The sequence below is a fragment of the Pseudomonas sp. GG8 genome (genome assembly GCF_052976945.1).
Window position 1 is genome coordinate 2,152,917 of the sequence record NZ_JBRIIP010000001.1, and the last position, 12,194, is coordinate 2,165,110.

Genomic DNA, 12,194 nt, shown 5'->3' on the forward strand with positions numbered 1-12,194 from the left:
CCTCGGCGCCCGATTCATTGTCAGGAGAGCTGCATGCCGACCTATGAGTACGAATGTCAGACCTGCGGCTCGTTCACGATGCTGCGGCCCATGGACCAGCGTCATCAACCGTGTCAGTGCCCGATCTGCGCGGGTGACGGAGGGCGGTTGATTCTCTCGGCACCGTCGCTACCGACATTGTCGAGCAATCAGCGTATGGCGATCACGACCAATGAGCGCAGTGCAAACGCGCCGCAGACCGTCGGCGAATACCAGCAGAACCGGCGTCACCCCAGTGGTTGTAGTTGTTGCGCACCGAGCAAGCCGGTGACGCCGAGCAAGGCCAATCCACTGGGCCTCAAGAGTAAAACCGGTCCAAGACCGTGGATGATCAGCCATTAACAGAGGTCAACTTCATGCGCCATGGTGATATTTCCAGCAGCCCGGACACCGTTGGTGTCGCTGTCGTCAATTACAGAATGCCGCGTCTGCACACAAAGGCCGAGGTCATCGAAAACGCCCACAAAATTGCCGAGATCATCACGGGCATAAAGCGCGGTCTTCCTGGCATGGATCTGGTGGTATTCCCCGAATACAGCACCATGGGCATCATGTATGACCACGACGAGATGATGGCAACTGCCGCCAGCATTCCGGGGGAGGAGACTGCGATCTTCTCTGCCGCGTGCCGTGCGGCCAACACGTGGGGGGTCTTTTCACTTACGGGTGAACGTCATGAGGAACATCCGCACAAAGCGCCCTACAACACGTTGGTATTAATTGATAATCAGGGCGAAATCGTCCAGAAATACCGCAAATGTATTCCTTGGTGCCCCATAGAGGGCTGGTATCCAGGAGACCGTACTTATGTTTGCGATGGTCCAAAGGGCATGAAGATCAGCCTGATCATCTGCGATGACGGCAACTACCCGGAGATCTGGCGTGACTGCGCAATGAAAGGGGCCGAGTTGATTGTTCGGTGCCAGGGCTATATGTACCCGGCCAAAGAGCAGCAGGTGATGATGTCCAAGAGTATGGCCTGGGCCAATAACTGCTACGTAGCGGTCGCCAATGCTGCCGGCTTCGACGGTGTGTACTCTTACTTTGGACACTCGGCGATTATTGGCTTCGACGGCCGTACCTTGGGCGAATGCGGCGAAGAAGAAATGGGTATTCAGTATGCCCAGTTATCTATCTCGCAAATTCGCGATGCCCGTGCCAACGACCAGTCGCAGAATCATCTGTTCAAGCTACTGCATCGCGGTTACACCGGGGTTTATAACTCCGGCGACGGCGACAAGGGCGTGGCCGACTGTCCGTTTGATTTTTACCGGACCTGGGTTCTGGACGCGCAAAAAGCTCAGGAGAATGTGGAAAAACTCACCCGCGGCACTATCGGCGTGGCTGATTGCCCTGTGGGTGAACTTCCCCACGGTGGCAAAGAAAAAACCGCAGGCTAGAACATGCCTCTCGCCAATGATCGTATTGAGCATAATCACCAGCAGCCGAACCAGCCTGCCACACCGCCTTCGACCGGCCTGCTGACGTCGCGCTTTGTCTTCGATCCTGCTCAGGTGATGGCGCTGCTGCGAAGCCGTATCGTCGGCCAGGATGCAGCCTTAGCTACAATCGAAGCAGTGCTTAAGGTCGTCAAAGCCGATATTGGTGAGCGCGAGAGGCCCTTGACGGTAAACCTGTTCATGGGCCCGACCGGTGTCGGTAAAACGGAGATCGTGCGCCTGCTGGCCATGGCTATACACGGTCGTGCCGATGCTTTTTGTCGCATCGACATGCATACCCTGGCCCAGGAGCACTACTCGGCGGCGCTCACCGGCGCGCCACCCGGTTATGTCGGTAGCAAAGAAGGCGTCAGTCTGTTCAATAGCGAGCTGATTCAGGGCACGTTCAGCCGCCCTGGGATCGTGTTGTTCGACGAACTGGAAAAAGCCAGCAAGGAAGTCGTGCGCAGCTTGCTCAGTATCCTGGAAAATGGCCAGCTGACGCTAGCGGGCGGTAGTCGAACGCTGGACTTTCGAAACAGCCTGATCTTTATGACCAGTAATATAGGCGCGCAGCAAGCCAGCAGGCACCGAGAGCGTTTCACGCGCGGTTGGAGGCGTTGGTTCGGTGTAGCCCCAAAAGGCGAGGAGGGTGTATTGGAACGGGCGCTGCATGCCTGTTTTGAACCGGAGTTTCTGAACCGTATCGACCGTATACTGGTCTTCGAGCGTATTGAAGACCAATGGCTGAAAGCGCTGTTGCAGATCGAAATGGCCAAACTGAATCAGCGCCTTGATCAGCATCGCCGTAATCTGGTTCTTGACGATGCGGCAAGTGCATGGCTGTGTCGTAACCATGACTCACGCTTCGGTGCACGTGCGCTGACAAGAAGAGTGAGGGTCGAACTGGAGCCAGCGATTGCGGAGTGTGTGCTGTCTTGGCCGCAAACCACGGGAATGACTGCTACGGTCGAATCACACACGTTAGTGGTTCTTCCCAAGGGTTTTTCACGGACTCCATAATCCATAATAGGGTGTTGCGCAGTGGTCAACTAATCCCGGACACGACGTTAAGTTTTTCTTCTGCCCCTTGCAGGGGCCAACCCATCATTGATCGGAGTCAGCCCCCACCTCATGGAGCTATTCCTCCTGCACTCGCGAGTTACCGTCACAGCGGCTGGCGGGTGCTGTTGCCGTCGACCAGGCGGGCAATGCCCAGTGAATTGGCGTCTTTAAGCGGTTCGGGCAGTAGCGCATCCGGGCAGTTCTGGTAGCACACCGGACGCAGAAAGCGCTCAATGGCCACGCTGCCAACCGAAGTGCCGCGGGCATCGGAGGTGGCCGGGTAGGGCCCGCCATGCACCATCGCGTCGCAGACTTCGACACCGGTAGGGTAGCCATTGAACAGCACCCGACCGACCTTCTGTTCGAGCAGCGAGAGCAGTTCTCCATGGGTTTGGAGATCACCGGCTTCGGCAATCAGTGTGGCGGTGAGTTGACCGTACAAGCACTGCAGTGCCCGTTGCAGTTCGGCCTTGTCGGCCACTTCAATCAACACCGTGGCCGGACCGAAGACCTCTTCCTGCAGCAGCGGGTCGCCGTTGAGCAGCAGGCTCACGTCGGCCTTGAACAACTGGGGCAGGGCCTGCTTGCCCTGTTGTTCACAGCCGGCCAGGTGAGTGATTAGCGGATGCGCGTGCAATGCCTGTAGGCCCTTGCTGTAGCTGTCGAGCGTGCCGGTGTTGAGCATGGTTTGTCCCGGCTGTTCGACCATCAGAGCGCTGAGATGCTCAATGAATACGTTCAGTTGAGGGGAGCAAATACCTATCACCAATCCGGGTTTAGTGCAGAACTGACCACAGCCGAGGACCACTGAGGCGGCGAGTTCACGGGCGATTTTCTCACCACGTAGCTGCAGGGCTTCGGGTAACACCAGCACCGGGTTGATGCTGCTCATTTCCGCGAACACAGGAATGGGGTGCGGCCGTGCGGCAGCCATGTCGCACAGGGCGCGGCCACCCTTGAGCGAACCGGTAAAGCCGATCGCCTGAATGGCCGGGTGCTTGACCAGGGTCTCGCCGACACCCGCACCGTAAATCATGTTGAACACGCCTTTGGGCATGTTGGTTTGTTCGGCGGCGCGGATGATCGCGTTGGCCACTCGCTCGGCAGTCGCCATGTGCCCGCTGTGGGCCTTGAACACCACCGGGCAACCGGCTGCCAGCGCGGCAGCGGTATCGCCACCGGCGGTGGAGAATGCCAGGGGGAAGTTGCTGGCGCCGAACACTGCGACCGGGCCAACACCTATTCGGTATTGGCGCAGGTCTACCCGTGGCAGCGGTTGGCGTTCAGGCAGGGCACGATCGATACGCGCATCGTAGAATTCGCCTCGGCGCAGGACGTGGGCAAACAGGCGCATCTGGCCGCTGGTGCGCCCGCGTTCACCTTGGATGCGCCCGGTAGGCAGTGCGGTTTCGCGGGTGACCAGGGCGACGAACTCATCACCCAGGGCATCCAGTTGCGTAGCGATGGCCTCGAGAAACTCCGCGCGGCGGCTGGCCGGCAAGGTACGAAAGGCCGGGTAGGCTGCGGAGGCAGCTTGGGCGGCGGCGTCCACTTCTTCAGGGGTCGCTTGCACGAAGTGATAGGGCAAAGCTTGACCGCTGCTGGCGTCATAGCTTTGCAGAGTGATAGTGCCCATAGCGCTGCGGGCGCCACCGATGTAGTTGTGGCCGATGATCTCGGGCATGAAAAACTCCTGTGTGGAAGGGTGACTCAGACCCGTGAATCACCCTGGCGAGCGGGGCCACGACCCACTTCAGTCCCGAGGGTGATTGCGCGCGAGGCTTGAGTGGACATGCTGGCGTTTCTAGTAAACACGCAGAGAGAAGCAGCCGGGCTGGGCCGCAAGGCTCAGCCCGGCAATCACTCAGAGACCGACGTCCGGCAGGTCCGGACGGTTTGCCAGCGCTTTGGCCATGATCTGCTCGACGTATTCACGTTCAGCTTGTGGCAGTGCCAGGCGTGGCGGACGGGTCAACGCGCTACCACGACCAGCGATGGCTTCGCACAGCTTAATGCACTGCACCAGGTCGGCACGGGCGTCCAGATGCAGGATCGGCATCAGCCATTCGTAGATCGGCATGGCTTCGGCAAAGCGGCCGGCCTTAGCCAGGCGGAAGATGGTTTCGCCTTCTTTAGGGAACACGTTGGACATGCCCGAGACCCAGCCTTCTGCGCCCACGGCGATGCTTTCCAGCACCACGTCATCGAGACCGGCGAACAACACAAATCGATCGCCCACTTCATTGCGCACGTCGATGAAGCGACGGGTGTCGCCAGAGGAGTCCTTGAAACACACCACGTTATCGCAGTCGGCCAGTGAAATCAGGATGTCCGGGGTCACGTCGTTTTTGTAGATCGGCGGGTTGTTGTAAACCATTAGCGGCACATCGGCGTTCTTGGCTACGTAGCGGTAGTGTTCGGCGGTTTCGAACGGCTTGGAGCCGTACACCAGAGCCGGCATAAGCATCACGCCATCGACACCGGCCTTGCGCACGGCGTTGGCGACTTTGGCGGCTTGCACGCTGGTGAACTCTGCGACGCCACAGATCACTGGCACCCGGCCGCGTGAGGCGTCAACCGCCACTTCAGTCACGGCGATTTTTTCTTCGGCAGTCAGGGACGTGTTCTCACCCACCGAACCACACACCACCAGACCCGACACACCATCACGAATTACGTTCGAGATTACCTGGTGAGTTTTCTCCAGGTTGATGGAGAAATCGTCGTTGAATTGAGTGGTCACTGCTGGGAAGACGCCACTCCAGCCTATGCGCTTGCTCATAATTACCTCCGGTTGCTTATTTAGTATTTCGTATACGATATTTTAAAATCTGAGATCAGACCAATACTTTTTTGGTTTGTTTTTCGGGTGTTATTTGTGTTTGAAAATCAGCGAGTCAGCTATCAGGCGCCAGGCCAGGTGTCCGACAGTCTGTAGCCTTGGGGCCATGGATCGCTCGGGTCCAGCAGCAATTGGTGGGTGCCCGTAATCCACGCCCGGCCAGAAATGCAGGGGTAAATAGCGGGTCTTCCGGCCACTTGCGTCAGCGAATCGATGCGGCAGTGGAACTCCGAACCTATGATCGAGCGACCGACAAAGTGATTGCCCACGCGCATCAAGCCTTTGGCCTGCATCACCGCCATGCGCGCTGAGCAACCGGTGCCAGTGGGGGAGCGGTCGATCTTTCCGGGCCGAATCACCACCGCGTTGGCGCCGGTGGCAATCCCGTTTTCATAAACGATGGGGGCCGCGATCTGGCAGAAGGAAATGTGTGACCACTCAGGGTTCAGTGGATGGACAAAGCCCAATTGTTCGTTGGCTGCGCGGGTGATTTTCAGTCCGACCTCCACCAGCTCTGCCGCTTCGTCAGGGCAAATCGAGAAGCCGAGGCGCAGGGCATCGGCGATCACGAAACTGTCGCCGCCATAGGCCGTGTCGACTTGCAGCGCGCCTATTCCTTCAACTTCGATCCAGGCGTCGAGACGGTCAGCGAAGGAGGGTACGTTCTTGATTTCCACCCGTTCGACTTTGCCGTCGCGGCAATCGGCCACGGCTTCGATCAAGCCTCCCGGGGCTTCGAGCACCAAGTGGGTTTGCGGTTCGGTCATGGCCAGGATGCCGCTGTCGAGCAGCACTGTGGCCACGCACAGCGAGTTGGAGCCAGACATTGGCGGCGTATCTGCCGGTTCCATGATGATCCAGGCCATTTGCGCTCGCGTGTCTTTGGCCGGGACCAGCAAATTGACGTGACGGAACACACCGCCGCGCGGTTCGTTGAGTACGAAGTTGCGCAGGGCTTCATCCTTGGCGATCCAGCGCGACTGTTCCCAGATCGTGGCGCCGGGTGGCGGTGCAACACCGCCGACGATCACATCGCCGACTTCCCCTTCGGCATGACAGCTGACCACATGAATGATTTTTGATGAGCGCATTACCTGCTCCTATTTGACCGACTTGAGGAAGGCGGCCGTTTCCGGCTGTATAGGGTTACCGATGACTTGGTCGGGCGAGCCGATCTCGTGCACCAGGCCGTTACGAAAGAACGCCACGCGGTCGGACACGTCCCGCGCAAATCGGATTTCGTGGGTCACCAACACCATGGTCATGCCGTCTTCGGCGAGCATGCGCATGGTGTCCAGCACTTCGCCCACCAGTTGCGGGTCCAGCGCCGAGGTGGCTTCGTCGAACAGCATGTAGTCCGGTGACATTGCCAGGGCGCGGGCGATGGCCATGCGTTGTTGTTGACCGCCGGACAGCTTGCCGGGGAAGGTCTTGAGCTTGTCGCCCAAGCCCACATGCGTTAGTTGCCGGACCGCCAGGGCCTCGGCTTCTTCGCGGCTTTTTCCGAGCACTTTGCGCGGCGCGAGCATCACGTTTTCCAGTACGGTCAAATGGGGAAAGGCGTTCCACTGTTGGAACACGATGCCGATCTTCTGGCGCAAGCGGTTGAGGTTGGTGGCTATGCTGTGAACCTCGATCCCGTCGACGCGAATGCTGCCTTTCTGGATTGGCTCCAGGCCGTTGATGCACATCAGCAGGGTCGATTTTCCGGAGCCGGAGCCGCCTATGATCGACACCACTTCACCCTTGTTCACCGTCAGGCTGACACCCTTGACCACGTCAAGGTCGCCGAAGGATTTGTACACGTTATCGATCTCAATCATTTTCTTGCCACCTTCTTTCCAGACGGGCGCCCAGGCGTGCGACCACCAGGCTCATGACGTAATAGATGAGGCCTGCGACGCACAGCACCAGCAGGGGCTCTTGGATGCGGGTCACGATGGTTTGCGAGGCCCGCAGCAGTTCGACGATGCCGATCCACATCACCAGCGCGGTGTCTTTCATCACGCTGAGCACCAGATTCAGCCAGCCGGGGAAGGCCACGCGCGAGGCTATTGGCAGTACGATCCAGCGCAGGTCCTGCAGGTAACTCAGGCCCAGGGACCGGCTGGCGCGCCGGACGGAAAGCGGCACGGCGAGCACGCCACTGCGCACTATTTCGGTGAAGTACGCCGCGGCGTAAACCCCCAGCACGATGCAGCCGACGCTGAAGGCGCTGATGTTCAAGCCGACGATGCTCTTGAGCGAGTTGAACAGCACGAACTGGATCAGCAACGGCACACTGCGAAACACGTCCAGTATCCAGGCCAGCGGTAGGCTTGCCCTTGGCAGCAAGGCGCGCAGCAGGCCGAACAGTAGTCCGGCGAAGGAGCCGAGCATGATTGCCCAGAAGGTCAGTTGCAGGGTGACCCATGCACCGTCGAGCAGAAACAGCAGGTCATTCCAGGAGAAACTGGTGGAAAACATAGGTTCGTCCTCAGTAACGGAACAGCCGCCAGGCCATCAGCCGGGCTACCGCTACGATCAACTTGGCAATCAGGTAATACAGCGCCGCGGCAAGGGCGAAGTATTCAAAGGTACGGAATGTTTTGACGTTGTAGTCTTGAGTCACGCCAGTGAGGTCGTTGTTAAGCCCGACGATCACCCCCAGCGACGTCATCAGCACAGCCCAGACCATCTGGTTGCTCAACGGATAGAACACGATGCGCAGCAATTGCGGAACGATGATCATCCGGTAGGCCTGGAACGCACTCATGCCCAAGGACCGCGCGGCGCGCATCTGCGTGCCGGGTACAGCCTTGAGGCCTCCACGGAAGTTTTCCGCCAGGTAGCCGGCGTTGTTAAAGGTGATCCCGGCCAGCAAGGCGAACCATGAGCTGACATGCAGTCCGAGGGAGCCCAGACCGAAGTACAGGACGTATATCTGGAACAGCGACGGGGTGTTGCGCGCAATCGAAACCCAGCCGTTGCCGATGCCGCGCAACAGCGGGTGACGTGCTTCACGTATCACGGTCAGGGCCAGCGCGATCAGCACTCCGAAAATCATCGACAGCGCGGCGGTTTCGAAGGTTACCCAGGCACCTGCGAGCATGTCCGGCAGGGCGCGCAGTACTGAGCGCCATTGGAAGGTGTAGTCAAACATGCGCGGGGCTCTCCAGAGTGGCAGCGGGTTGCAACCATGTGGGTAAACGACCACTGGCCTTAGCGCTACAGGCGGACTCGACACACTCACTAAGACTTGCTAAATGCACTGGCCGGCCGACCAAACCTGGCGCGTAGTGGGCGTATTTGCCCGAGTTGGTCATCAAGGTCCGGGCTGCGGGCGGGATCACCGGTTCACCGAGCATGCACCAGCAAGTGTCGGTGACCAGAGTCACACCAAAGGCTTCGAGAACGGCGATGTGTCCGGCGTTGCGCGCTTGTTCCAGTACGGCGCGGCCGCAGGTGATCGCCACAACCACGTCCGGGTGCTTGTGCCTGCCCCCACACAAACGTGCCAAATGAGCGAACTCGCTGAGGGAGAAGTGCGGGTTACCCAGCGACACCACATCCACCTGGTTGTCGCGGGCACTGTTGAGCTCGCGCCAACTGAGCAACAGGTCTTTGAGCCTGATGTTTATCCCCGGTAGCGGATTGCCCGGCTCCAGCACCAGGGCTGGGTCGAGGGCTTCTGGTGTGACGCCTGCGATATGGAACAGGGGCGCCGCAGAGGTGGTGGCAAAGGCCGCGCCGAAGGCTTTCAGATCATCCAGCGTCGGCTTGGCCTGAGCCAACCCCAACACCAGAGGGATCCGACGGCCGGCCAGCGCGCCGATGTGGTAACCGAGCAAGGGATAAAAAGCATCGTCCAACTCGTCCAGATCGGGCAGTTTGATGAGCAGTTGCGCCTTGCGTTGGGCGTCCAGGTGACAGCCGATCAAGGGCGCACGACCGGTTAGGGCAATGCAGATGTCCAAGTAGTCCGGGTATTTAAGGGTGCGTGCGCCGAGCACGCTGTTGGCGTAGACCACCGCGTTGGATTCTGCCCAGACGATTTGCTCGCCGACCTTGGGGGCGCTGTCGAGCAGGTAAGGGGCACAGGTGAAACTCATTTGAGCGCCCATTGCCATGTAGGCATCGCCCAAAGCACTGGCGGGTTCGCCCAGTGCCGGGTCGATGCCCAGTTCGCGCCAGCGGCGCTGGTCAACGGAGATGGAATTGAGGGTTGTTGGCACCCGTACTTTCGCGCCCCACTGCACCAACTGTTGGGCAAAGCGCAGGCTCGCGGGTCCCGTATAAATGCAGCCGTCGATGTGGGCCTGGGTGACATCCACCAGGCTTTTCGCGCCTTGCAACTGGGCCATGCGCAGAACGATTTGCATCGCCACCCGGGCCGCTTTGCCATGTTCGCCTGCCAGTAGTTGCTGGTCGTGGGTGGTGAGTTCGACAGAGGTTGCATCTGCTGGCTCAGGCTCAAGTACAGCCGTGCCGTGCCCTTGCGAGGCATCGGTAGGGGGCTGGTCGAACAGCGTCAGACGGGTGTCGTCGACTCGCGCAAAGGCCTTGCCCCGCAAGGCGGAAAAGGCCTCCCTGCCGATGCAGAGCACCGGCAGGGAGCGTTCGAAGAGGGTCTGTGCCACGAGCACGCCCAGGGTCAGGATTTCATCGGCTTCGGCCAACACCAGTGCCGCCGGCGCGTGGCCATTACTGATCAGCTCCATCATCACGCTGCTGCCGGTGCAGGAGCCACGGCCGCTAGGAATGGCCAGCACGCAGTTGGCCAGGTGTTCACCGCTGAGGGGATGGTGACGGTCGATCACCTCGCCGCTGAGAGCGTCGACTCCGCCCCAAAAACTCAAGCCGACGTCGGTGAACAACAGAGCACCTTCGGCGGCACCCGCGACCAGGCTACGCCCGGTCAGGGAAGTGGGCTTGCCAGGCATACCGGACACCTCAGTAGTAAACTTTTGGCACGGTCAAGTCGGTCGGAGGGATCTCGGTGCCGACCCATTTGACGAACAGTTCTTTGTAACGACCGCTACGCACTTGCTGGTTGACGAACAGATTGAGGTAGTTGATCAGGCCGTACTCGCTGCGCTTGGCGCCCAAGGATACGTAGTCGATCACATAGGGTGCGTTACCGGCGATTTTCAGGCCCTTGTACTTGCCCGATTTAATGGTCGCGGCCGCAACAGTATTGGTGACGACGGTGGCGTCGATGTGGCCTTGTGCAACGGCCAACAGGGTATCGTTTTGCGACTGATAGGCGCGGAAGCTGCCAGTGCCCCAGCTCTTCACGTCTTTTTCCAGAGCGATGGCTTCAAAGGTGCCGCTGGTATTGCCCAGGGCCTTACCCTTGATGTCGTCGAAACTGTTGATGCCGGTGTTGTCGCGGGTCAATACGACCATTTGGAAGGCGAAGTAAGGCACCGTCAGGCCCACCGTCTTGGCGCGTTCGAGGGTGTCGGAGGTCGAGGCAACGATCACGTCGACACGCCCGGAAACCAGCGCCGGAATACGGTCCGGGAACGGCGTTTCAACCACTTCGGCATCGACCCCTAGGATCTTCGCCAGATCGTTGCAATAGTCCACGTCGAAACCGACAGGTTTGTTGGCTTCGTCACGGAAACCCATGGGGGGGAAGTCCAGGGTCACGGCGCAGCGCAGCTTGCCTGAACCGATGATGTCATCAAGCTTGTCGGCCTGAGCTGTGGCGATGAAAGAGGTACTGAGAACAGCGCTGAGGGCTACGGCAAATGCAGGGTTTTTCATAGAGGCCTCGTTATCGGAAAAGTGCTGCTGCTTATCGTCTATGTTATTTCGTATACGATATCTAATTAGCAATCGGCGTGCCTGTTTCTGATGTTGGCTGGGAATTATTTACGAGGCCTTGCGGTATCTGTCTCACACGATGCGTATGTAGAAGAGGCGGAGATAAATCGCAACGGCGTGGATCAGACGGGTGTTACATAAGGGAGCGAATCGCCCCGTGTGCGCCTCTTATGGGAGCACTCATGGTGAGTCTTTCAGCGATGGGTTTCGCGGTACTGGCTGGGCGACAGGCTAGTCAAAGCGCGGAACTGGCGACTGAACGCGCTGTGGTCGGTGTAACCGCAGCGCAGGGCGATGTCGGTGATGGGCAGGTCTTTGTCCAGCAACAAGCGCGAGGCTTCTTCCAGACGTACCTTGTGAATCATCTGCCGCGGGGTGAGGTGGAAGATGCGCTTGCAGTGACGTTCCAGTTGCGCCACCGAGAGCCCGGCGATCGCAGTCAGCTCGGCGAGGCTGATAGGGTGGGCGAAGTGGTTACGGATATGGGCATCCACTGCCGCCAGTTTCTGGAAAGCAGGGTGAGTGGACTGGGGTAATTGCAGATCGCGGGAGATACCGGCCAGGCCGACGACATGGCCTTGGGCATCGAGCAGGGCGAGTTTTTGGGTCAGACACCACACGGGCTGGTTACCGTAATAAAGGTGCAACTCGAGCTGGTCTACCAGTTCTCGGCCGCTGGCTAGAACCCGGCGATCCTGCTCGGCGTAGAGCGGGCCGAACCGTTCGGGGAACACGTTGTCGGCGGTGAGTCCCAGGAGCTCGTGGCTGTGCTTGAAGCCGCAGCGCCTGGCCAGGGTCTGGTTGACGAAGGCGTAGCGGGCTTCACCGTCCTTGATGAAAAACACCACGTCCGAGAGGGTGTCGAGCAGCGGCGCGATCGGCTGCAGGCTGCTCAGCAAAGAGGGCAAATCGCAGGGCTTAAGGCTGTTAAGCGAGACATACATGGCGTTGAAGGCCTGGTGGCGATCTTTGGGATCATAGAGACTCGGCGCCGTGCC

Annotated in this window: 12 protein-coding genes; 3 read left to right on the forward strand and 9 right to left on the reverse strand. The window is 59.4% G+C overall.

The annotated features are described in order from the left end of the window. Positions 1–33: 33 nt before the first annotated feature. Genes ACVBEG_RS10370 through ACVBEG_RS10380 form a run of 3 tightly spaced genes read left to right on the forward strand, consistent with a single transcriptional unit; the run spans position 34 to position 2,501 of the window. Entirely contained in the window at positions 34–381 is a 348-nt protein-coding gene (locus ACVBEG_RS10370; protein WP_447107670.1) for an FmdB family zinc ribbon protein, read from the forward strand. A 14-nt stretch (positions 382–395) separates the two neighbouring features. Next, a complete protein-coding gene (locus ACVBEG_RS10375) occupies positions 396–1,439 on the forward strand; it encodes an aliphatic amidase (RefSeq protein ID WP_447107671.1) in 1,044 nt (347 codons plus the stop codon). Between the two features lie 3 nt (positions 1,440–1,442). After that, positions 1,443–2,501 carry an AAA family ATPase gene (locus ACVBEG_RS10380; protein WP_447107672.1) on the forward strand — a complete coding sequence of 353 codons (1,059 nt, stop codon included), beginning with the start codon at positions 1,443–1,445 and terminating at the stop codon, positions 2,499–2,501. 145 nt (positions 2,502–2,646) lie between these two features. Here the strand turns inward: ACVBEG_RS10380 and ACVBEG_RS10385 are convergent, their stop codons facing one another. The 9 genes from ACVBEG_RS10385 to ACVBEG_RS10425 all read right to left on the reverse strand — a co-directional run bounded on the left by ACVBEG_RS10385 (position 2,647) and on the right by ACVBEG_RS10425 (position 12,140). Then, on the reverse strand, positions 2,647–4,227 hold the full coding sequence (locus tag ACVBEG_RS10385; RefSeq protein ID WP_447107673.1) for an aldehyde dehydrogenase (NADP(+)): 1,581 nt from the start codon (positions 4,225–4,227) through the stop codon (positions 2,647–2,649). Positions 4,228–4,407: 180 nt separating this feature from the next. Next, positions 4,408–5,325 (reverse strand): dihydrodipicolinate synthase family protein, encoded by a 918-nt coding sequence (locus tag ACVBEG_RS10390; RefSeq protein ID WP_322216072.1) that lies wholly within the window; start codon positions 5,323–5,325, stop codon positions 4,408–4,410. 122 nt (positions 5,326–5,447) lie between these two features. Then, positions 5,448–6,476, reverse strand: coding sequence for a trans-3-hydroxy-L-proline dehydratase (locus ACVBEG_RS10395; RefSeq protein WP_447107674.1), 1,029 nt, complete (start codon positions 6,474–6,476; stop codon positions 5,448–5,450). Between the two features lie 9 nt (positions 6,477–6,485). Then, entirely contained in the window at positions 6,486–7,208 is a 723-nt protein-coding gene (locus ACVBEG_RS10400; RefSeq protein WP_447107675.1) for an amino acid ABC transporter ATP-binding protein, read from the reverse strand. Next, positions 7,201–7,851, reverse strand: coding sequence for an amino acid ABC transporter permease (locus ACVBEG_RS10405; protein WP_447107676.1), 651 nt, complete (start codon positions 7,849–7,851; stop codon positions 7,201–7,203). The genes ACVBEG_RS10400 and ACVBEG_RS10405 overlap by 8 nt, the downstream gene beginning before the upstream one ends. A 10-nt stretch (positions 7,852–7,861) precedes the next feature. Further along, a complete protein-coding gene (locus ACVBEG_RS10410) occupies positions 7,862–8,527 on the reverse strand; it encodes an amino acid ABC transporter permease (RefSeq protein ID WP_447107677.1) in 666 nt (221 codons plus the stop codon). Then, positions 8,520–10,307: a cis-3-hydroxy-L-proline dehydratase gene (gene lhpI, locus ACVBEG_RS10415; protein WP_447107678.1), complete on the reverse strand. Its 1,788-nt coding sequence runs from the start codon at positions 10,305–10,307 to the stop codon at positions 8,520–8,522. The genes ACVBEG_RS10410 and lhpI overlap by 8 nt, the downstream gene beginning before the upstream one ends. Positions 10,308–10,317: 10 nt before the next feature. Continuing rightward, on the reverse strand, positions 10,318–11,136 hold the full coding sequence (locus tag ACVBEG_RS10420) for an ABC transporter substrate-binding protein (protein ID WP_322216083.1): 819 nt from the start codon (positions 11,134–11,136) through the stop codon (positions 10,318–10,320). Between the two features lie 254 nt (positions 11,137–11,390). Continuing rightward, entirely contained in the window at positions 11,391–12,140 is a 750-nt protein-coding gene (locus tag ACVBEG_RS10425; protein ID WP_330200751.1) for an AraC family transcriptional regulator, read from the reverse strand. Positions 12,141–12,194 lie beyond the last annotated feature (54 nt).

Bases quoted from the DNA above. Each gene is read 5' to 3' on its own strand.
- ACVBEG_RS10395 (WP_447107674.1), bottom strand. From the start codon at position 6,476: ATGCGCTCATCAAAAATCATTCATGTGGTCAGCTGTCATGCCGAAGGG.
- ACVBEG_RS10425 (WP_330200751.1), bottom strand. From the start codon at position 12,140: ATGTATGTCTCGCTTAACAGCCTTAAGCCCTGCGATTTGCCCTCTTTG.
- ACVBEG_RS10380 (WP_447107672.1), top strand. From the start codon at position 1,443: ATGCCTCTCGCCAATGATCGTATTGAGCATAATCACCAGCAGCCGAAC.
- ACVBEG_RS10405 (WP_447107676.1), bottom strand. From the start codon at position 7,851: ATGTTTTCCACCAGTTTCTCCTGGAATGACCTGCTGTTTCTGCTCGAC.
- ACVBEG_RS10410 (WP_447107677.1), bottom strand. From the start codon at position 8,527: ATGTTTGACTACACCTTCCAATGGCGCTCAGTACTGCGCGCCCTGCCG.
- ACVBEG_RS10370 (WP_447107670.1), top strand. From the start codon at position 34: ATGCCGACCTATGAGTACGAATGTCAGACCTGCGGCTCGTTCACGATG.
- ACVBEG_RS10420 (WP_322216083.1), bottom strand. From the start codon at position 11,136: ATGAAAAACCCTGCATTTGCCGTAGCCCTCAGCGCTGTTCTCAGTACC.
- ACVBEG_RS10385 (WP_447107673.1), bottom strand. From the start codon at position 4,227: ATGCCCGAGATCATCGGCCACAACTACATCGGTGGCGCCCGCAGCGCT.
- ACVBEG_RS10400 (WP_447107675.1), bottom strand. From the start codon at position 7,208: ATGATTGAGATCGATAACGTGTACAAATCCTTCGGCGACCTTGACGTG.
- ACVBEG_RS10375 (WP_447107671.1), top strand. From the start codon at position 396: ATGCGCCATGGTGATATTTCCAGCAGCCCGGACACCGTTGGTGTCGCT.
- ACVBEG_RS10390 (WP_322216072.1), bottom strand. From the start codon at position 5,325: ATGAGCAAGCGCATAGGCTGGAGTGGCGTCTTCCCAGCAGTGACCACT.
- lhpI (WP_447107678.1), bottom strand. From the start codon at position 10,307: ATGCCTGGCAAGCCCACTTCCCTGACCGGGCGTAGCCTGGTCGCGGGT.